This window comes from Brevibacillus laterosporus, from assembly GCF_030489605.1.
In the GTDB taxonomy this organism is placed as follows: Bacteria; Bacillota; Bacilli; order Brevibacillales; family Brevibacillaceae; genus Brevibacillus_B; species Brevibacillus_B laterosporus_E.
On record NZ_JAUKFY010000014.1, the window covers coordinates 1 to 20529 of the forward strand.

The following is a 20529-nucleotide window of genomic DNA, read 5'->3' on the forward strand; positions in this document are numbered from 1 at the left end:
AAGCTCCACCGTCCAACCTCTTGTTTCGTGTCCCTCGGTGGTACTTTTATAATATAGCATATCAGTTGTTTAGAAGTCAACACTTTTTTAAAAGTTTTTTTAGCGTGATTAAAATTTAATTTACCTTTAAATTAGTGCGGCAACTGCGCAACGATTTCAAATGATAGCATAATAGAACATTCTATGCAACTATATTATTTCTTTTTTTCTATTACATGAATTAACTCAGCGATAGAAGGCTTTAACCAATCCTGCTTCTCCATTACAATTACATCACTATTGTCGTTTTTCAATTGAAGGCTTACCATATTCGGATGGATATTAGCACATAAAAAATATATCTGCTTATCAGGTTCCTTTAGATCAGTAATACGGCCCAGATAGAGCTTCAGATACTCATATAAGATAGATCGATGCTGGATAGACAAAATGTCAGAAGAACTACGATAGCTTTTTCCTGTTAGCTCTTTTACATCTCGAACATCTATACTATTAACTAATGAAGATACAAACAAGTACACCTGTCCGCGGTCAATCTGATATTGTTTACATGCTTCTCTGGCAACCTTATCAATTATTTTATACCAGGCTTTCCCACGGAACCCACCCAAATGCGGAAACAGTTTAATAGCAAGCAAGACCTTCCCAGCCTTTTTCCCAATAATAAAGCCCCCATCCAGTTCAAATTCTATAACTGAACTATGCTCCATCAAAAAACGCAAAAAAACCAACTGAATTTGCTTAGAGAGGCGACAGGATGATTTCCTCTTTAACGCACACTCTCTTTTAATGATCTCTTCCTCTTGATAGACAGCTACAATGCGCTGAAATAATCTCATTTCCATCGAAAGATTCATTTTGTGCTTCAGCCTTGATTGGATCGCACTCCTCTTCTCTTCATCTAAAAGTTGAAGCAATCTTTCCAAGGCCTGAGCAATCCGTTCTAATTCCATATTCTCCTGGAGACTTATCATTATCCTCTCTCCTCCTTGGCGCATCCTTTGATTGTAAGACATACCCACTTGCCTCCCTATTCCACTGACGACCTTCTCGCATAAATTTTCTCTCTCGATCGGAAACGATTTACATGAATGATCTCTATCATACGGGTGAATTTGAGTTCAAACGCTGCTTTTCTCTGCCGTGCTCAATCTCCACAACGCACCTCATTGACAGTCTCTCTTCAGCTGGGTAGTATATCCATGAAGCCGCAACTATTTACAGAATAGAACGTCTTTCCTTAGGAGGGAGTCAGTTGAGTAACTTATCCAAAAAAAAGCTAGAAGCCGAAATCAGCGAAGCTTTTATTAAATTTCAAAGAGAGCTGATTGGACGTGGCCCCCAAGAAGCCAAAACATATATCGTTAGTGACATGATCATTTCTCGCTTTAAAGGAGTCCTCACTGTAGAGGAAAAGCATTTGTCTCATCATGAAAAAGGCCGACGCGTCGTTAAACAAATGCGTGAAATCCTACGTGAAATGTACAGTCAGGAAACCGAGGCAATTGTAGAAAGAATTACGGGCCTTAAGGTTCTTTCCAGCCACAGTGATATCAGTACCAAAATGGGTGAACGGATCGAAGTGTATGTACTGGACAAAGACCTAGAAAAACATCTGCAAGATAATACCTCCAGCAATTAACAGCCTCCCCCATACATGAACACGTAAAGTGAAAACACTCCTCCGCGTTATAGGGGAGTGTTTTCATCATCTTCAGCATTATCCAGCAACCAGCGATACCCGCGATGCTTAGGACTACTGATAAACACATAATGTGCCCCTAATCTCCGATACAGAGCAGCATACCGCGGTAGCTGCGTCATAACATATACGCGACAAGTCCCCAAACTAACGAAAAATTCAATCACTCGAAACGAATCGTTCCATTCATCAGGAAACAAGTACACCTGTTCAAACGAAGCAAGCTTTGTTTCTTCAGGAGCAAATCCCTGTGTAGCCACTTGACGAAACCCTTCTCGAACCATGTCATTTTTCAACGCTTCCCGATAAAAGGCCACAATCTGCAAGCCATCTACTACATTTCGATCTATCTCATGCTTGCTAGCGCTTTGAACAAAATCACAAAAAGCTTCTCCACGGCCTACAATAAGCATACTTTTCATCCTGCTTTCGCCTCGTTCATTCAAATCACTGTGTGACTGGATAATGATCCGCAACAACAAGAACATCCATATGGCGTATTTGCCTTAATAATTTTTGTACAACAGAGCCAGTTTTTATTTCCTCCCATCTCGTCCGAGCAGAATGACCGATGATGACCTGCGTAACGTTTTTGCGATCCATCTGCATGACTAACTCACGAAAAATGTGTCTTCGTTCTTGCACTTGATAAATTTCAAACGCGCCACCCATACGTTCCGTTAAATACTTTAGTTTGTCTAGTAAATCAAGCTCATCTGGAGTAAGGGGTTTATGATCCTGTACATACGCGACATACCAATCTGCCTTTAGCCGATAAGCAATGCGAAATCCGCGTCGTATTAATCGCCCACTGTCTTCACGTAAATTTACACAGACAAAAATAGTCTCTTGTTTTCTCCACGGCCCGCGTAACGCCCCTTTACGTTCCCAAGACTCTAAACGCTCATCCACATCATCCGCCACTTCACGCAAAGCTAATTCACGTAAGGCAATCAGATTTCCAAGCTGAAAAAAGCGATTTAGCGACTGCTCTACCTTATCTAAATTATAGATATTGCCCTCTTTCATTCTCTCTTGTAAAGCTTTTGGAGAAATATCCACCAGCTCAATCTCGTCTGCATCGTGTAAGATATGGTCAGGAACTGTTTCCCGTATTCGAATCCCTGTGATCTGTTCAACACTATCAGTTAAACTTTCTACATGCTGAATATTCATGGTTGAAATCACGGAAATGCCAGCTTGCAGAATGTGCTCGACATCTTCGTATCTTTTTGAGAACCGGCTAGTCGGAACATTGGTATGAGCTAATTCATCCACTAGAACCACTTCCGGATTGCGCCTAATAATAGCCTCAGTATCCATTTCTTCCAAATATACATTCTTATAGGGTGTCACCTTCCTCGGAATAGTCGCTAGTTTCCCTATTTGCTCATGGGTTTCTTTGCGCCCATGTGTTTCCAATAACCCAATTACAATATCTATCCCGTTTTGTAACAGCTCATTCGCCTCGCGAAGCATGGTGTATGTTTTTCCTACACCCGGCGCCGCCCCGACAAAAATTTTTAACTTGCCACGTTTTATTCGCTTAATCTCCTTTTCCATCTCCTCTGTCGAAAGACGACGAAATGGATGAGGAACAAATCCACGGCGGCGTTTAGCAGGGAGAATCCGTCCCCCACCGGTTGCCGAACGATCTGCCACGATGAGGACATCTGTATTTTTGCTTTTGCGTAAGATCTTGTTAATGATGGACCCATGTAAAATTTCTTCCCATCTGCTTCGCTTGGAGTGCCCCATGACAATCCGGGTAATGTTATGTTGCAAAGCGTACTGTACAATCTCTTTAGCAACATCACTATCCTTGGATAAAGGGACCTCTTTAAAGCTTGCTCCCACTTTTTGCGCCAACGTAACCATTGAGCGTTTAAAGGTCGCCTCTTCCTTGGACATCATCCGTTTGCTATTACGAAAGCATGCGATAAGAAGCTCAGCCCCTAAGCGTTTAGCTACCTGTTGTCCTCGACGAATCAAAATCGAACCATTCCAGTGATACTGCACAGTAACCAGAATACGCTCACTCGCTCCAGACGGGCCAAGCATCCCCTGTTGTTCACGATACTTGTCTAAATCATCATTTACTTCCCCAGCCACGAAACGCAATGCCAATTCTCTTAGCACAGCCAAATTATCATGCCGATACAAACGCTGATGCTTTGACTTAAGCTTAGACAACGTTTCTCCTTGATCAGATGAGTGAGGTAAAATCCTTCCCTCCTGCAATCTCTTAAGAATGACTTCCGGTGTAACATCCAAAAGCTTTACCTCATCCGCTTCGGCTAACGTCTCATCCGCTACACAATCGGCTACATGAACAGGTACCCCTGTTAATCGCTGGGCTATGCCTTTCAGTCCCTCGAGCTCGTAGATATTAAGCGTAGTAATCACACTTATATTGTGTTCTAACAGGTAACGAACGTCCTCGATCCGAGTACGACGTATCGCTTCGGGTCGATTCCGATGTGCTAACTCATCCACCAAGACGATCTCTGGGTCACGTCTAACGATTCCTTCAACATCGAGGTCCTCCTTCAAAATGCCCTTTTCTTCCCAAGCAATCGCAGGTACTACGTCGAGTCCTTCCAGCTTCTCGTAATTTTTCCCTTGATTAATGGCACGTGAATGGATCACACCAATAATCACATCCAAGCCTTTTTTCCGGAGGCGTTGCCCTTCTAACAGCATGTGGTAGGTTTTGCCCGAACCACTAACCGCCCCCAGAATAATTTGCAAACGGCCTTTATGAATTTCCGAAATAGAGCGCAAGATTTCCTCTGGCGTTTTTCGGCGAAAATCATCCATACTACTTCACCTGATCCAGCGCCATGTTTAACTCCAAGACATTTACTCGTTTTTCACCAAACAGGCCCAATGAGCGATCCTCTGTGTGGTTACGAATGAGCTGGTTAAGCTGATCCGCAGTCAAGTTGCGCAAGGCTGCAATGCGCGGCACCTGAACACGAGCCGCCTCTGGTGTAATATGCGGATCAAGTCCTGAAGCTGAGTTCGTTACTAAATCTGCCGGTATCTCGGCCTGCCCAATAGTCGGATTCGCAGTCAAGAAAGCTGCTGCGTCTTTTTTAATTCGTTCTACTAATGCTGGATTGGAAGGAGCATAGTTATTCGAACCAGAGCCAGCGGCGTTATATTCTATAGAAGAAACACGTCCAGAAAAGTATTTCGGGTCAGTGAATGATTGACCAATTAGCTTTGACCCTACGACCTTCCCAGTCGCATCCGTAATCAAGCTTCCATTTGCCTGTGCCGGCATTAATGCCTGAGCCAGACCTGTCATGAGCAAGGGATAAATAACGCCGCAGATCAATAACAGCACGAGACTGACTCTTATATTTTTTAACATAATTACTCCTCTTTTCATTTATTAATTTTTCTATTGCAGACCAACTACCACCAAGAGCATATCCAATAGCTTAATACCGATAAAAGGAGCAATGATTCCGCCTAATCCGTAAATAAACAGATTGCGGGATAAGAGCTTGGTTGCACTCATAGGTTTATATGTAACACCCTTCATTGCTAACGGTATTAACAAAGGAATAATAATCGCGTTAAACAGCAATGCTGACAAAATGGCGCTTTGGGGTGTAGCCAGTTGCATGATGTTCAACGCTTGCATCTGAGGAATTGCCGCCATCAGCATCGCCGGAATAATGGCAAAATACTTGGCAATATCGTTTGCAATACTAAAAGTAGTAAGAGCTCCACGAGTCATAAGAAGCTGTTTCCCTATTGCCACTACCTCGATAATTTTGGTCGGATCAGAATCCAAATCAACCATGTTCGCAGCTTCTTTCGCTGCAACCGTTCCGCTATTCATCGCTAATCCCACATCAGCTTGAGCTAATGCAGGTGCATCATTCGTACCATCACCCGACATCGCTACCAGCTTTCCTTCCGCTTGTTCCTTGCGAATAACCGCGATTTTGTCCTCTGGTTTGGCTTCTGCAATGAAATCATCCACACCAGCTTCGCGTGCAATGGTAGCTGCTGTTAACGGATTGTCACCTGTACACATCACAGTCCTGATTCCCATACGCCGCAGCTCCTCGAAGCGCTCGCGCATACCCGCTTTTACCGTATCCTTTAAATAAATGACGCCCAATACTTGGGTACCATCTGCCACTGCTAATGGAGTGCCCCCTTCCCTAGCAATCTGATTCGCTGTCGTATCCAAATCACTGGGAACTTGACCGCCTTCCTCTAGAACATAAGCTTTAATGGCATCAACGGCCCCTTTTCTTACCACACGTCCATCTGAAAAATTAGTCCCGCTCATCCGGGTTTCCGCTTTAAATTCCACACCCTCTGTACCTGAAATGCGCCACTCCGATTCAGGAACTCCCATTTTTTTAGCTAATTCTGCAATTGATCGTCCCTCTGGTGTTTCATCATGCAAGGAGCTGTGCAGGGCTGCCCGATATAGCTCTTCTTGCTTTGAACCGCCTACTGCCAAAAATTCAGAGGCCATCCGGTTGCCATATGTAATTGTTCCGGTCTTATCCAAAATAATGGTATTAATATCTCCTGCCGCTTCGACCGCTTTTCCTGACATCGCAATCACATTATATTGGGTGACCCGATCCATCCCTGCAATCCCAATTGCAGATAATAACCCACCAATGGTTGTTGGTATAAGGCAAACCAACAAAGCCACCAAGGTCGCAACTGGAATCGCTACATTTACATAAGAAGCAATTGGTAACAGTGTCGTACATACGATCAAAAAAATTAAGGTTAAGCTCACCAAAAGAGTATTTAAGGCTAGTTCATTAGGAGTTTTTTGCCGTTTTGCTCCTTCGACCATACTGATCATTCGATCTAAGAAGGATTCTCCTGGATCTGCGGTTACACTTACCGTAATTTGATCACTAACCACGCGAGTACCGCCAGTAACCGAACTAAAATCTCCACCGGCCTCCTTTATGACTGGGGCCGATTCGCCCGTAATAGCCGACTCATCGACTGATGCTACTCCCTGAATAATCTCACCATCGCTTGGTATTAGCTCATTGGTAGTAACGACAACAATATCGCCCTTGCGTAGCTCTGTGGAATTAACCACTTTTATGACTCCATTTTTTTGTAATAGATTTGCTTTCATATCCTGCTTACTTTTTTTCAAGCTATCAGCCTGTGCCTTACCGCGTCCTTCCGCCAAAGCTTCAGCAAAATTCGCAAACAGGATAGTCACAAATAGAATCACGCTCACGATCCTGTTGTAAAAAACATCGGACTCGCCACCAAAGGCATTTGGCATAACGCTTAAAACGAGGGTAACCACAAAACCTATTTCCACCACAAACATAACTGGATTTTTAACCATCAACCGCGGGTTAAATTTCGTAAAGGCATCAATCATTGCCTGCCAAACTATCTCCTTGGTAACCAAGGATTTTCGTTGATTGCTCATAGTGAAGGACTCCTTTTTTCATTAGCGTATCGACAGCCACTCAGCAACAGGGCCAAGGGCAATCACAGGGAAGAATGTTAACGCACCTACAATCAGCACCGTAGCAAGCAGGATGCTCATGAATACTGTATTATCCGTGCGGAAGGTGCCAATGGTTTCCGGCACAGGTTTCTTCATCATAAGGGAGCCTGCCACCGCTAGCATTAAAATAATAGAGAAATAGCGTCCAAATAACATGACGAGACCCGTTGAGATATTCCAGAATGGCGTGTTATCAGATAGCCCCTCAAATCCCGAACCGTTATTAGCTGCTGAAGAAGTAAATTCATATACCACTTGGGAAATTCCATGGAAGCCAGCATTTGAAATGGAGCTTGTTCCTAGTTCGCTAGCCAAAGCAACCGCAGATGGAGCTAGGATGATTAACGGATGAATCAAAATAGCGATTGCGATTAATTTCATCTCTTTACTTTCAATTTTGCGTCCCAAATATTCTGGTGTACGCCCTACCATCAACCCTGCTAAAAATACTGCCATAATGGCATACATCAAAATGTTCATTGTACCGACACCATCTCCGCCAAACACGCAATTTAACATCATCTGAGCTAAAGGAACCATCCCGCCAAGTGGTGTTAAGGTATCATGCATGTTATTAACCGTTCCTGTAGTAGCCGCTGTGGTTACCGCAGTAAATAGAGCCGACTGTGCAATGCCGAAGCGAACTTCTTTCCCCTCCATGCTGCCACTCTCCTGAGACAGCCCCGCTTGAGCCAACGCTGGATTTCCATTCGATTCCGCAACATACACAATCGTCAAGAAAGTTAAAAACATCAGGAACATAGCAATAAATATCATAAGCCCTTGTTTTTTATTGCATGTCATAGCACTAAAAGTAAACGGTAAGGAAGCTGGAATGAGAAACATACATAAGATTTCAATTACATTGGTTAAAGGTGTAGGGTTCTCAAAGGGATGTGAAGAGTTAACTCCAAAGAATCCTCCTCCGTTTGTACCAAGGTGCTTAATAGATTCCATGGAAGCCACAGGGCCACGAGCGATTTGTTGTTCTGCCCCCTGTAGAGTAGCAGCCGTCACTGTTGGACTCATCGTTTGAGGCACCCCTTGAGCTACCAATAATAAGGTAACAACCACGGCCAAAGGCAATAACACGCGAGTATGTGCCCGAATCAGGTCTACGTAGAAGTTGCCAATCTGCTTTTGTCCTGTAATTCCTCTCATAAAGGCCATCACAACCGCAATACCAGTGGCAGGCGTTGTAAACATCAAATAGATAATAACCGTCATTTGGGACAGATAGGACAAGCCTGACTCTCCACTATAATGCTGCAAGTTCGTATTTGTTAAAAAGCTGGCTACTGTATTAAAGGCAAGCAACGGCTCCAAGCCATCAATCCGACTAGGATTCCCCGGCAAAAACCCCTGAAATCTAACAATGAGATACCCAATCGCAAACATGACAAGATTGCTAAGCAATACTGCTCCTGCGTACTGTTTCCATGTCATTGCTCTCACTTGAATACCTGAAGCTCTATATATAATCCGTTCTAATCCACTGAATATTCGGTCTACTTTGGTTGCCTCCCAGGAAAAAGCTTGCGCCAAGTAACGACCAAATAAAATGGCTAGGACCAGCAAGATTCCTAATACTGCGGCAATTTGCAACAAATCCACAACAGTTCCTCCTAACGTTTCTGCAGTTTACAGCTGGTGCTATTAATACTTTTCAGGACGAATTAATGCATCAATGAGGTAGAGAATAACCCCTGTAACGATGATCATGAGTATAGTCACCGCTTTTCTCTCCCTTCTTCTGTTACCACTTTGTCACAGAATGCCATCGTCCCAAAAAACAGACCGAATGCACCTGCCACCAGTAAAATTGCAACAATATCCATCCTTTTTCCTCCTCTGCCAACTGTCTGATCAACGTTCGACAATCTTTGGTTCCCCTGTGTTCTCCCTTTTATTTGAAGTCCACCTTGGAACAAAAAATAGACCAATGCTTACTCCTATCCAGACGGCAAAAAGAACATGATACAAACCGTAAGTCACAGCCTATCCCAGCGAAGCTTACCTATTGCCTCACCAGAGCCTGCCTACTCATTTGTTATAATGTTCAACCGTCAAAAAAGAAGCACTCATTGGTCTACCTAACGCCCAGCTAGCCATCGCTCTCTTTGCGTTCTGTCTCCCTAATCCTCTTTCGTACAGTTGTACGTATGATGTTTGAATTAAATGTAAGCAAAACAAAAAGACCTACGCTTTTAGCTCTGAGGGAAAAAGAAAAAAACCCTCAATAAATACAGGTGGTCTCATTGACCTCCTTCGCTTTAGCCGACGAAGTTAGCTGACGGGTAGGATGGCGAAAGAGTTACTCATCCCTTCTACATCTAGTAGAATTAACCCCAATAAAAAGTGGGTCCTCCGTTCCCGAATGCCTCGGGATTTGGCCGTTATGCTATTGGGTGCTTACGAGTCTTATTATACGTCCTCGCTTATCTTCTGTTAACAGTGATCTAGCTACAAAAACTGTCAATTTCATGTAAAATTACGCATTTCTGAGGAAACAATCTCACATTTCCTCAGCCAATCTCATTATTTTATTTATTTTCTTTTGTTTTCGTATTTTGTACAAGCCGATGCCTATCAACAAATTGAAAAATCTCCTCCACTTGATCAATGAAAAAAACAGGAATAGACATCTTCGGTAATGGCAGCCAGCTTACTACTGCCAAGATGTTTTGCACCTTGTCCAGCAACTCCTTATCTTTCTCTCGCCGGATTACCACGATTTTCGGATAGGACTCCCGTTTAAAGCCTTCCACTATGATCAGCTCGGCCCCCTGTTCGCTCATCCTCGAGATAAGCTTGGGGAGCGGAACTGCTTGATTTTCCATCCAAGCGGTTTGTGTAGCCGATTGAATAGCTACCATAGGCGCTCCTGCCTGCCGGAAGTTCCATGTATCTTTTCCCTGATCATCTAATTCAAAGTCATGTCCATCATGCTTAATTACACCCAGTCGTACTCCCATCTGTGTAAAACGCTCAATTAACTTGCATACCAATGTCGTTTTGCCTGAGTTGGAATACCCCACAAATTGAATAACAATATCTGTAGATTCCATTTGATTTACTTCATTGTTCATTTGTTTTCTCCTAACAAATTTTTGCTGTCCCATACTTTTTTTGCTTCTTCATAATCAGCAGGGGTATTCATATTAAAGGTAGTCAGATCATCCCAGCATTCATCCGTTGCTTCCTTTACCATCATCTCTTCTAACGCATGCATTACCCGGAAATCTTCCCGATCCAGAGCTGCCTTCCAAATTTCTTTGGTTTGTTGATGATAAAGCCCAAATAACGGCTGTAATCGCCCGCCCGCTTTCGCTACTACAGCATTTACATCTTTATCTAAACGATCGTTTAAATTTTCGAATAAACGTTGTACATGCTCCGTACGCAAAAATGGCAGGTCACAGGATACAACCAAATACCACTCTTCCTGCCTTACAGACATACCCGAATAAATACCGCTGATCGGCCCATGTGAAGCTACGATATCACCTGTGATAAACACTTTTGTTCCAAGCTCATTGATGGGAGGCAATCGTTTTCGATCATTCGTCACAATCACACAGGGGCGACCCAGCGGCAACATCTGCTCTAGCATATGTAAAATGAGTGGTTTCCCCTGCCATTCCAGTAGTTCTTTGGGCTTACCCATACGGCTGCTTTGTCCCCCTGCTAAAATTACAATACATAATGAATCCACCATTTTTCATCACCCCGCTTATTTTTCATACTTCTTTCATACATTTATGGACAAATGGCAAAATAGTTATGATGCTATATTCATATGCAACAGTAATTGATATACTAAGACCGTACCTTGTAACAAGTATCACTTACAAGAGAGAAAAGTATGAAGTGAGGGAAAATCTTCATGCCTGTAGAAACGAAAACCTTCGTGGATCAAATATCTCGAGCATTTTGGGAAGATATGAAACGTATGTCGACCCTCGTAGAAAGTATTCCGGGTAAGCCGTTATTTTTTGACGGAGACCCTGCTGATTATGTTTATTTGGTAGAAAGCGGTAAGGTCCGGCTATCTAAGACTAGCACAGACGGAAAAGAATTAACCCTTCAAGTATATAATCCGGGTGAGTTATTTGGTCTGTTCGGGCTGTTTAATTCATCCCTGTGTTATAGTGCTACTGCCGTGGTCCTGCAGCCCGGCGAATTACGAGTCATCTCTCGTGCGTCCCTAGAAGAGCTTCTCACTGCAAACGGTGCCTATTGTGTAGAGTTCCTGCGTTGGATGAGTCTAGAGAACCGCCGTATGCAATCTAAGTTCCGCGATCTTTTATTAAACGGAAAAACAGGTGCGCTCTATTCAACTCTCATTCGCATGTGTAACACATACGGCCGCAAGCTTCCACACGGTATCCTGATCGATCTATCACTAACCAATAAAGACTTAGCTCAATTTATTGGACTTACACGGGAAAGCGTTAATCGGTTATTAGGTGATTTAAAAAAACTAGATGTAATTGAACCTCTGCCAAATGGCTACATTCTAGTAAAAGACATTCACTATTTACGGGAAAAAATATGCTGTGATGATTGTCCACCAGATATTTGCCGTTTGTAGCGCATGCCTATATTACTTTCATTTTAATGAAAAGAACGATACACAATCAAATACAAGAAGCCTGTTGAACGACTCAACAGGCTTCCTTTTTTATTTTTCGATATCTTATTCAGCAATGTAAGACCATTTGTAATCGACGAAACCAAGTGCATCAAGCAATACGCCTTTTACTTTGTCATTTTGAATCCAGTTTTGTGTACGGTAGTAGATTGGAATTACAGGCATTTCATCCATGATGATTTGCTCTGCTTCAGCAAACAACTGTGTACGTTTCTCTTGATTTGGTTCAGAAGCAGACTTGATTAATAGCTCCTTGTATCTTGGATTTTCCCAGTTTGTATCATTGTTACCGCCCTTTTTATCACGGTACAGCTCTAGGAAGTTAATTGGATCATTGAAGTCAGCAGACCAAGCCATACGCCCGATTTGATAGTTACCTTGGTGCAGCTTATCAATGTATACTTTCCACTCAGTATTTTCCAGTTTTACATCTACGCCCAAATTCTTTTTCCATTGGTCTTGGATGGCTTCTGCAATTTTCTTGTTACCTTCCAACGTATTAAAGGATAGTGAAATTGGAGGCAGCTTGGTGATGCCTAGCTCTTTCATGCCTTCGTCTAACAATTTTTTAGCTGTTGCTGCATCGTTATCTTTAAAGTAGCCTTCTGGTTTAATTGCCATAGTTGGAGGCAGGATACCAAGTGCTGGTTGCTCTCCAGCTTGCGTAATGTTTTCTACAATCGCTTTACGGTCTACCGCATAAGCAAAGGCTTTACGAATTTTTGCATTAGTAAACGGTGCTTTTTCTGTATTGAACTTGTACCAATAAATGGATGCAGTAGGTTTCACCTTCAAGGCACCCTCTGCTTTTTTGATAGGCACAACGTCTGTCGGCAAGTCTCCAACTGGTTTACCTGCCCAATCCAAATCGCCGTTTTCAAACATGGAAAGCTCTGTATTGCCATCATCAATCATGGAGAATTCAATTTTTTCCATTTTTACTGAATCTTTATCCCAGTAGTTCTCGTTCTTGGTCAACACAATCTTACTCTTATGCTCCCAAGTATCTAGCTTGAACGGACCGTTACCCACGTGGGTTTTTGCGTTTTTCGCCCAGTCAGGATTTTCGGTATCTACTTTTTGATTAATTGGATAGTATGTGTAGAAGGCTGTTAGCTCCAAGAAGAATGGAGTAGGATTTTCTAACGTAACTTCTAATGTGTTATCATTAATAGCTTTGATACCTACATCTTCAATTTTTCCTTTACCCTTATGGAATGCTTCTGCACCCTTAATGTAATAAAGCTGGTAAGCATAGCTAGCTGCTGTTTTTGGAGTAAGAACGCGTTTCCAAGCATATTCGTAGTCTTTAGCAGTAACAGGGTCACCGTTAGACCACTTTGAATCACGCAATGTGAATGTATATGTTTTTAAATCATCTGAAATTTTAACATCGGATGCAACAGAATTGTGAGGCTTGCCGTCTTCACCCAAACGAGTTAGACCATCAAAGGTAGAACGAACAATCGCCCCGGAAGTAGCATCTTCTGTAAGACCAGGATCAAGCGTAGGAGGCTCAGATGCAAGGTTTAAATGAAGGGTTTGATTGCCGCTTGCTTTTGAATCTTCAGACTTTTTAGATTCGTTACCAGCCGGAGCAGCTCCATTACCGTTACCTGCACCACAGCCTGCAAGAGCGGCACCTAATACAAGAACGGAACTCATCAACACAAATATATTTTTCTTCATAGTTGTACATCCCCCTTTTATGTTTATAGCGAAAGATATGAATAGATTTTATACTAATTTTATTTTTACGTTTTATCAAATAAAACAAAATTAAATATTATTAAATCTATTAACATAAACAAAAGAGTCATTACGTAAAATATGCGTAATGACTCTTTTGTACATTTTATTTTTTTTCATATCCATTTATCACTACATCTAGCTTACCTGTACTTGGGTCAATGATTAAACCATGGATTGGCACCGATGGAGGCAGTAACGGATGATTAAGGATCATATCGACACTCTCTTTGACAGCATCGGTCACGTTATCAAAACCTCGCAACCACTTTTCCAAATTTATTCCAGCGCTTTTCAAGAGATGTAACGAATCTGCCGAAACCCCTCGTTCTCGCACCTTTTCTAAAAAATGCGTAGGATTAATCGCACTCATTCCGCAATCGTAATGACCTACCACTATGACTTCTTCTGCTTGTAACTCATAGATAGCCACTAAGATACTTCTCATAACCGCCCCAAACGGATGAGAGACAATAGCTCCTGCTGTCTTAATAATCTTGACATCTCCATTTTTGACGTTCATTGCGTGAGGAAGAAGTTCGACCAGTCTTGTGTCCATACATGAAATGACAACCAACCGTTTATCAGGAAACTTGGTTGTTGTGAACTCCGTATATCTCTGATTTTCTACGAACTTTTTATTGTACTCTAAAATCTCTTCAAGTTTTCCCACGCTTCTTCACCTCGACTTTTCTCTCAATTTGGCCTACCCATTTTCTTAGATGCTGTACGTATTGGTAGGTTTTTTTGTACCTTATTATTTTCGTGATTTATCTGTCCAATCCCTTTTTGTAGACAAAATATCTACAACTGCGTAACAGTTTGATAGATCAAAAATATATTTAACGCAATAATAACACCACTTATCAGCCATGCAATAGCAGTAACCCACTTCTTATTAACAAACTCACCCATTTTAGCTTTGCTACTGGTAAACTGCACTAGTGGAATAATCGCAAAGGGGAGCTGGATAGATAAAATGACTTGACTTAGTATGAGTAATTCTGTGGTTCCTTTTTCTCCGTATAATGCTGTGACAATCACCGTCGGAACAATCGCAATCAGGCGAGTAATTAAACGTCGAAGCCACGGTGTTATCCGAAAATTAATAAAACCTTCCATGACAATCTGACCAGCCAATGTACCCGTTAAAGTGGAATTCTGACCAGATGCTAGCAAAGCTACCCCAAACAGGATACTCGCTGCTGTTGTTCCTAGCACAGGAGTCAGCAGATAATAAGCGTCTCCAATCTCAGCTATATCTGTCATGCCAGCCTGATGAAACGTGGAAGCTGACAAAATCAAGATAGATGCATTGATAAACAAGGCGAAGAATAAAGCAATCGTTGAGTCCAACCGAGCATATTTAATCGCTTCCCGCTTGCCAGTCTGCGTCCGTTCAAAGTCACGAGTTTGGACAACAGAGGAGTGCAGATACAGATTATGCGGCATGACAGTTGCACCAATGATCCCAATCGCGATATAGAGCATCGCAGGATTTGTTACGACTTCAGTACGCGGGATAAATCCTTGCATGATCTCGCTGATTTGAGGCTGAGCCAATAGGATCTCAACTCCGAAGCACACCCCAATGGTGCCGATTAACGCAATAACAATAGCCTCTATATAACGGAATCCTTTATTTTGTAAAAACAATACTAACAACACATCAATAGCAGTAATCAACACCCCATATAATAACGGAATGCCGAATAGCAAATTCAATGCAATTGCTGATCCAATCACTTCTGCTAAATCGCACGCCGCAATGGCAATCTCGCACAGAACCCATAAAACCATTGCTACTGGCTTGGAATAGTGATCCCGGCAAGCCTGAGCTAAGTCTCGACCTGTTACGATTCCCAGCTTTCCTGCGAGGGCTTGTAAAAACATTGCCATTATATTCGAAAGAAGAATCACGGACAAAAGTGTATAACCGAACTGGGAACCTCCCGCCAAATCAGTTGCCCAGTTTCCAGGATCCATATATCCTACAGCAACCAGATAACCCGGTCCCGCAAAAGCTAAAAATTTACGAAATTTGGACGCATTTTTGGGTACACGCATTGAACTGTGCACTTCTTGTAAGGAAGGCTGGGTAATCCCTCTTCTCCATCCTTTTCCCTGCTCTGATGCTACCGCTTCTCGATGCTGATCAGACATTTGAGATCACTCCCTTCCCAGCTTACCCCTTTTATTTACATGTGCTTGTTATGCTGTCTTCCCTTTTACCTTAATAACCGTAATAACCGTTTTTGCACTAAGGAAACTTTGTAATAATTATTATAAACACCTCATTTAAAATGTAAATAGCCCACTCCTGCATCCTATTCACAAAAAGGGGTTTCTGTTTGTTGTTTCCCTAACATAAATGGGCTATACTAAATGGGAATTAATTCTTTATCACTACTTTTGCGTAGAAAGAGGGGAGTGTAGTAATGAACAGAAAGAAAATCGCCGGACTATTTCTACTATTGGCTCTTATCATAAATACGTTGGCCGTCCTTACTATTGGTTTTGTGGCCTATTCCAGCGGAAGCGCATCATCCCAAGATGTCATGAATATCTTCTTTGTCTATAACACATCTGGCGTTCCCTTTTATTTCATCCTATTTATCATTTGGATAAACAACAATGAAGAACGCCATTATCAAAAATAGTCCATTTTTTCAGCAGTGAGGCCCCTACCCAAGCACTTTATTTATGGATACATAGGATAAAGTACATCTGATTGGGAGGGATTAGACCATGAGTATTTTCAGCGGATCCAACAACAACTTCGAAATCATCTTGGTTCTATTTATTCTATTGGTAATTATCGCTTGCTGGTGTTGCAATAAGTAGGCAATGTAGATTGAGAAGTATAACCTTGCCTGATCATAGGCACGCAGCAACGTCTAGAAGTGTTTGTAACCAAAATAATCAAGCTTGTTTATTTATGTATAACAAAAAAATCCAGGGTACACTCACCCTGGATTTTTTACTTTGGATTCATTAGGAGCCTTGTAGACGCAAAGATGTATCTATTTCCTCGTCTCCTAATCGTTTCATAAAGCTTTGACGCCAACTAGCAGATAATGCTTCAACCTTCAAAATTTGCTTTATCGCTTGTTTATTCTTTTTATCGTGGTGCATGATCTGATTAGCAAAGGCAATCGAAATGCCATGAGGATCTTTTTCAACCAATGTCATCGTGTCTTCTTGTGAAATTTCTCCCTCTTGTAAAACCCGCAGATAAAAACCCGTATAGCCTGTATTTTGTACTTGTACCGCCAGATCAATTACATCATAGCGCTTTGCCAATTTATAACATGGCTGTCTTGGCTGAGTGACTTGTACCACAGCACCGCCAATCCGGTAAACATCTCCAATACAAACCTCATCCTCTAGCAATCCTTCTATGGTTAAGTTTTCTCCAAAGGCAGAGGCCGGCAATGCCCTGCCCAGTGTCTTTTCCCAATAGGGATAGTGCTCGGATGCATAAACGCATACTGCTTTATCTGCCCCGCCATGATACTTCAAATCGGCTTGAGCATCCCCCTGTAATTGGGTTTTTGAAAGATAGAGAGGCCCTGTTACTGGTTGTTTACATATGCTTGTTACTACCTCTTGTCCTTTATAAGAAAGAACCTGAGGTTGTCCTACATTTACAGAAAGAATTCTGACTTGTACCTGCGACATGGTGTTTTTCCTCCTTGGCTTTCTAATATTAGCCATTATACAAGGTATGCCGACCTAAATCAGTTTGTTTTTATGTTTCGAACAGCCATGACAACGTAAACAGCACCTAACCCCCAGGTAATCGGGCCAATAGGAACAGGCCATGCAGCCACCACTAGAATCCCTTTAATCAGGAAAGGCACTGTCAAACTGAAGATCGCTAATTTAAACGCTTGACCAAATGTTAATTCCTTTTTCTGTAGGTTGCTTATAATGTAGGCCAAAATACCAAGAATAAATGCGGTAAACATTGTGCTAAAAATCATGTAAATAAAGATACCCGCAAATATAGTGATCCAGATTACCGTTTCCTTGGTTATAAGCCAGTCAACCAGTTCCGTAAATTCTTGCTTGCTTATGTCACGCAAACCAGAATTCAGATAATTTGATTCTCGTACAACAATACCATTTTCAATAAATGTTGCCTTTACCTTCCCAAAAATCACTACATACGAACCTTTGGGATAATTCTCTGCTTTAACTTGGTTGTTAGGGTCGAAGATAAACATTTTGTTAGGGGAATAAATCGGGTGATCAGTCTGCATGTTCAACACATCATCTTTAAAGGTAAAATCCGGTGTGCTGTTTAGTACAGCCTGCGCCTCTTTTAAAAACATGTTTGATGTATGATAAAAACGAGAAAAACCAAACACGCTAATCAGTAAGGCAAGAAACAGGAGAAATCCAAATACGGCCCCAGCTTTCTTGTTTACAAGCTGGCCAAGGTTATTTGGCTTTAACAAACTAACTTTTAATGATTCAAACAAAATATGACCTCCCTTTTTTGCAGATAGATTTTATTATCTCATATCCATCTGCCTAAACCTCGTAAATCAAAATGATGTTTACTTGTTTATATTATAGAGGGAACCAATAGCCTTCTTCACCAAGAAGAATAATCATTTCCCCATTATATGTAAATAGTAGAATTAGTTATTATAACATGTTTGATTTTTTGATTAAAATGTAACATCTAAGTCTTTTGTCCGTGTTACTCTAAATGTAACTGCTTAGGAAAAGAACGGAGGAGAAATCGTGTCATATACCATATTAATCGCCGATGATGAGAGGGAGATTGTTGAACTTTTAACGCTCTACCTGGAGAAGGAAGATTTTCATGTCATAGAAGTTCATAATGGAGATAGCGTTTTACCCGTTTTGGCTCAAAAGAAAGTGGATTTGATCATCCTTGATATTATGATGCCTGGAAAAGACGGTTTTCAGCTTATTAAGGAGATCAGGCAAGCCTATAATATTCCCGTCATGTTTTTATCAGCACGCACGCAGGATCATGATGTGATCTTAGGTTTAGGGCTTGGGGCAGATGACTATATCACAAAACCGTTTAATCCTTTGGAGGTGATTGCACGAATTCAGGCTCTTCTTCGCCGTGTTCATGAATTTACCCCTACTGTGGAAGTCCCTGTAAACCCAGAAGAGCAGCTTATTAAAATTGGGAAAATGACCCTAGATAAAGCGAGCTGTCTCGTCTATCGACATGAGGAAGCTATTTCACTGACTTCTATCGAATACAAAATACTAGAACTCTTGATGGTTAATGCCGGTCAGGTTTTTACCAAAAAGAAAATTTATGAAGCTGTCTGGGGCGACTTCTATGCCAATGATGATAATACCATCATGGTGCACATTAGCAAATTACGTGAGAAAATCGAGGATGATCCAAAACAACCAACTTATATAAAAACCATTCGAGGATTGGGGTATAAATTTGAAAAAATGGTTGAAGCCTAAAAAATCGCGTAGTCTCTATACTTCTCTCATCCTTGATTACTTTGTTTTTAATTTTTTTCTATTGGTTGTTCTAATCGGGCTTGCCATCTATCTTCTCAACGCTACCTTCAATCATATCGAAAATATGGATATTGTTGATGTAAAAATTGATGCTGCCAATTACAAGCAGGAGGATCAACGTAAGGAGCTACTGCCGCATTTAAAAAGCATTGGAGGCTGGTTGGAACACCTCAATGCCAATAAACAACTCGTTCGGGTATACGGCAACAAGCTGGATGATCATAAGTCCTATTCCGAGAATCAGTTATTCGAGCTTTTGCAAAACCATGAGCAACAGCCCTATTACTACTCGATGTACCAGAATACTCTTGATCCAAAAACACCGTATTTATTATTAAAGATACCCAGGAACAATATCCTTGTGTCTAAGGACCTTAAACAGATCGATATTTTCGATCCATTTGCGAAAAGCTTTATGACTTATTTAGGCATGTTTGGTTTCATCATGCTGATTTTTATAGTGTTGTATATTTACTGGACAGCTCGCCGCATTAAAGCTCCGCTGATTATTATTTTAGACGCGCTGAAAAAGATGACAGATGGTGACTATAGTGCCCGTATTAATCTAAAGGCTGAGCATGAATTTGTACAAATCCGCGATACCTTTAACTATATGGCGGATGTACTGGAAGAGACACGCCGTGAAAATGAAATCCTAGAAAAGGGCAAACAACGGATGTTAATGGATATCTCCCATGACTTAAAAACACCGATCACCAGCATTCAGGGTTATGCTAAAGCCTTAAAGGAAGGAATGGCGGCGGATGAGGAACGAAAACAACGCTACCTGGAATATATCTATCAGAAATCAATCCGGGTAAATCACCTTATTAATAATCTGTTTGAGCTGCTTAAATTGGACGCTCCTGATTATCGACTGCATTTACGTTTAGAAGAGATTACAGAGTTTGTCCGGGATATGGTTGTTTTGCATTATACCGAAATGCTGGATAAACAATTTCATCTGCAATTAGACATACCCGAGCGAGAAATCTATCTGTATTTTGATCGGATTCAATTAACTCGTGTATTAAGCAACTTATTGGTGAATGCAATTAAGTACAATCCCGTAGGAACAACGATGCGTATATCGTTGTCAGAGGAAAAATATTATGTGGTCATTAAGATTGCGGACAATGGAATCGGAATTTCAGAAGATATTAAGGAAAATATTTTTGAACCATTTGTCCGTGCTGATTCCTCCCGTCCTAGTGAAGGTGGAACTGGTCTTGGCTTATCTATAGCTAAGCGGATCGTGACCAAGCATGGGGGTACAATCAAGCTTACCTCCACTGAGACCGAAGCTACAGTTTTTGTCATACGTTTACCCAAGCCGCTTAACTAATTATGTATCAAAATAAA

At 41.6% G+C, this 20529-nt stretch carries 20 protein-coding genes and 1 riboswitch; of the genes, 6 read left to right on the forward strand and 14 right to left on the reverse strand.

Going from position 1 to position 20529, the window contains the following annotated elements:
• Positions 1–194: 194 nt before the first annotated feature.
• Complete coding sequence (locus QZ995_RS15290; protein WP_301808502.1) at positions 195–974, reverse strand: hypothetical protein; 780 nt, start codon at positions 972–974, stop codon at positions 195–197.
• 281 nt (positions 975–1255) lie between these two features.
• On the opposite strand from QZ995_RS15290, the gene QZ995_RS15295 reads away from it, so the two are divergent.
• Positions 1256–1642: a DUF2294 domain-containing protein gene (locus tag QZ995_RS15295; RefSeq protein ID WP_003333597.1), complete on the forward strand. Its 387-nt coding sequence runs from the start codon at positions 1256–1258 to the stop codon at positions 1640–1642.
• Between the two features lie 47 nt (positions 1643–1689).
• Here QZ995_RS15295 and QZ995_RS15300 read toward each other — a convergent pair whose 3' ends face one another.
• From QZ995_RS15300 to mobA, 8 genes are all read right to left on the reverse strand, one after another.
• Positions 1690–2124 carry a hypothetical protein gene (locus tag QZ995_RS15300; RefSeq protein WP_301808505.1) on the reverse strand — a complete coding sequence of 145 codons (435 nt, stop codon included), beginning with the start codon at positions 2122–2124 and terminating at the stop codon, positions 1690–1692.
• A 25-nt stretch (positions 2125–2149) separates the two neighbouring features.
• Positions 2150–4522, reverse strand: coding sequence for a universal stress protein (locus tag QZ995_RS15305; protein WP_301808507.1), 2373 nt, complete (start codon positions 4520–4522; stop codon positions 2150–2152).
• Position 4523: 1 nt separating this feature from the next.
• Positions 4524–5081 carry a potassium-transporting ATPase subunit KdpC gene (gene kdpC, locus QZ995_RS15310; protein WP_301808509.1) on the reverse strand — a complete coding sequence of 186 codons (558 nt, stop codon included), beginning with the start codon at positions 5079–5081 and terminating at the stop codon, positions 4524–4526.
• A 30-nt stretch (positions 5082–5111) separates the two neighbouring features.
• Positions 5112–7151 (reverse strand): potassium-transporting ATPase subunit KdpB, encoded by a 2040-nt coding sequence (gene kdpB, locus QZ995_RS15315; protein ID WP_301808512.1) that lies wholly within the window; start codon positions 7149–7151, stop codon positions 5112–5114.
• A gap of 21 nt (positions 7152–7172) precedes the next feature.
• On the reverse strand, positions 7173–8846 hold the full coding sequence (kdpA, locus tag QZ995_RS15320; protein WP_301808513.1) for a potassium-transporting ATPase subunit KdpA: 1674 nt from the start codon (positions 8844–8846) through the stop codon (positions 7173–7175).
• Positions 8847–8888: 42 nt separating this feature from the next.
• Entirely contained in the window at positions 8889–8954 is a 66-nt protein-coding gene (locus tag QZ995_RS23845; protein WP_081476729.1) for a potassium-transporting ATPase subunit F, read from the reverse strand.
• A 538-nt stretch (positions 8955–9492) separates the two neighbouring features.
• A riboswitch (cyclic di-AMP (ydaO/yuaA leader) is annotated at positions 9493–9637 on the reverse strand.
• 138 nt (positions 9638–9775) lie between these two features.
• Complete coding sequence (gene mobB / locus QZ995_RS15325; protein WP_301808516.1) at positions 9776–10321, reverse strand: molybdopterin-guanine dinucleotide biosynthesis protein B; 546 nt, start codon at positions 10319–10321, stop codon at positions 9776–9778.
• Positions 10318–10950: a molybdenum cofactor guanylyltransferase gene (gene mobA / locus QZ995_RS15330; RefSeq protein WP_301808517.1), complete on the reverse strand. Its 633-nt coding sequence runs from the start codon at positions 10948–10950 to the stop codon at positions 10318–10320. The genes mobB and mobA overlap by 4 nt, the downstream gene beginning before the upstream one ends.
• Before the next feature lie 168 nt (positions 10951–11118).
• Between mobA and QZ995_RS15335 the strand changes: the two genes are divergently transcribed.
• Positions 11119–11826: a Crp/Fnr family transcriptional regulator gene (locus QZ995_RS15335; RefSeq protein ID WP_301808521.1), complete on the forward strand. Its 708-nt coding sequence runs from the start codon at positions 11119–11121 to the stop codon at positions 11824–11826.
• Between the two features lie 105 nt (positions 11827–11931).
• On the opposite strand, the gene QZ995_RS15340 is transcribed toward QZ995_RS15335, so the two are convergent.
• The 3 genes from QZ995_RS15340 to QZ995_RS15350 all read right to left on the reverse strand — a co-directional run bounded on the left by QZ995_RS15340 (position 11932) and on the right by QZ995_RS15350 (position 15798).
• Complete coding sequence (locus tag QZ995_RS15340) at positions 11932–13575, reverse strand: peptide ABC transporter substrate-binding protein (RefSeq protein WP_301808524.1); 1644 nt, start codon at positions 13573–13575, stop codon at positions 11932–11934.
• Between the two features lie 166 nt (positions 13576–13741).
• A complete protein-coding gene (locus QZ995_RS15345; RefSeq protein ID WP_003343324.1) occupies positions 13742–14308 on the reverse strand; it encodes a beta-class carbonic anhydrase in 567 nt (188 codons plus the stop codon).
• A gap of 131 nt (positions 14309–14439) precedes the next feature.
• A complete protein-coding gene (locus tag QZ995_RS15350; RefSeq protein ID WP_301808529.1) occupies positions 14440–15798 on the reverse strand; it encodes an Nramp family divalent metal transporter in 1359 nt (452 codons plus the stop codon).
• Between the two features lie 275 nt (positions 15799–16073).
• Between QZ995_RS15350 and QZ995_RS15355 the strand changes: the two genes are divergently transcribed.
• Positions 16074–16295, forward strand: a complete 222-nt coding sequence (locus QZ995_RS15355; protein ID WP_301808532.1) for a hypothetical protein — start codon at positions 16074–16076, stop codon at positions 16293–16295.
• Between the two features lie 88 nt (positions 16296–16383).
• A complete protein-coding gene (locus tag QZ995_RS15360; protein WP_301808535.1) occupies positions 16384–16479 on the forward strand; it encodes a YjcZ family sporulation protein in 96 nt (31 codons plus the stop codon).
• A 150-nt stretch (positions 16480–16629) separates the two neighbouring features.
• Here the strand turns inward: QZ995_RS15360 and QZ995_RS15365 are convergent, their stop codons facing one another.
• Entirely contained in the window at positions 16630–17316 is a 687-nt protein-coding gene (locus QZ995_RS15365; protein ID WP_301808537.1) for an MOSC domain-containing protein, read from the reverse strand.
• Between the two features lie 59 nt (positions 17317–17375).
• Positions 17376–18122: a DUF1189 family protein gene (locus tag QZ995_RS15370; RefSeq protein WP_301808540.1), complete on the reverse strand. Its 747-nt coding sequence runs from the start codon at positions 18120–18122 to the stop codon at positions 17376–17378.
• 268 nt (positions 18123–18390) lie between these two features.
• On the opposite strand from QZ995_RS15370, the gene QZ995_RS15375 reads away from it, so the two are divergent.
• Both QZ995_RS15375 and QZ995_RS15380 read left to right on the forward strand, forming a co-directional pair.
• Positions 18391–19107 (forward strand): response regulator transcription factor, encoded by a 717-nt coding sequence (locus QZ995_RS15375; protein WP_301808543.1) that lies wholly within the window; start codon positions 18391–18393, stop codon positions 19105–19107.
• Positions 19085–20512: a sensor histidine kinase gene (locus tag QZ995_RS15380; RefSeq protein ID WP_301808545.1), complete on the forward strand. Its 1428-nt coding sequence runs from the start codon at positions 19085–19087 to the stop codon at positions 20510–20512. The genes QZ995_RS15375 and QZ995_RS15380 overlap by 23 nt, the downstream gene beginning before the upstream one ends.
• The last annotated feature ends 17 nt before the right edge of the window (positions 20513–20529 follow it).

Coding starts and splice junctions, on each gene's coding strand:
- mobA (WP_301808517.1), bottom strand. CDS start 10,950: ATGGTGGATTCATTATGTATTGTAATTTTAGCAGGGGGACAAAGCAGC.
- kdpB (WP_301808512.1), bottom strand. CDS start 7,151: ATGAGCAATCAACGAAAATCCTTGGTTACCAAGGAGATAGTTTGGCAG.
- QZ995_RS15355 (WP_301808532.1), top strand. CDS start 16,074: ATGAACAGAAAGAAAATCGCCGGACTATTTCTACTATTGGCTCTTATC.
- QZ995_RS15340 (WP_301808524.1), bottom strand. CDS start 13,575: ATGAAGAAAAATATATTTGTGTTGATGAGTTCCGTTCTTGTATTAGGT.
- QZ995_RS15360 (WP_301808535.1), top strand. CDS start 16,384: ATGAGTATTTTCAGCGGATCCAACAACAACTTCGAAATCATCTTGGTT.
- QZ995_RS15335 (WP_301808521.1), top strand. CDS start 11,119: ATGCCTGTAGAAACGAAAACCTTCGTGGATCAAATATCTCGAGCATTT.
- QZ995_RS15365 (WP_301808537.1), bottom strand. CDS start 17,316: ATGTCGCAGGTACAAGTCAGAATTCTTTCTGTAAATGTAGGACAACCT.
- mobB (WP_301808516.1), bottom strand. CDS start 10,321: ATGAACAATGAAGTAAATCAAATGGAATCTACAGATATTGTTATTCAA.
- QZ995_RS15290 (WP_301808502.1), bottom strand. CDS start 974: ATGATAAGTCTCCAGGAGAATATGGAATTAGAACGGATTGCTCAGGCC.
- QZ995_RS15305 (WP_301808507.1), bottom strand. CDS start 4,522: ATGGATGATTTTCGCCGAAAAACGCCAGAGGAAATCTTGCGCTCTATT.
- QZ995_RS15350 (WP_301808529.1), bottom strand. CDS start 15,798: ATGTCTGATCAGCATCGAGAAGCGGTAGCATCAGAGCAGGGAAAAGGA.
- kdpC (WP_301808509.1), bottom strand. CDS start 5,081: ATGTTAAAAAATATAAGAGTCAGTCTCGTGCTGTTATTGATCTGCGGC.
- QZ995_RS15300 (WP_301808505.1), bottom strand. CDS start 2,124: ATGAAAAGTATGCTTATTGTAGGCCGTGGAGAAGCTTTTTGTGATTTT.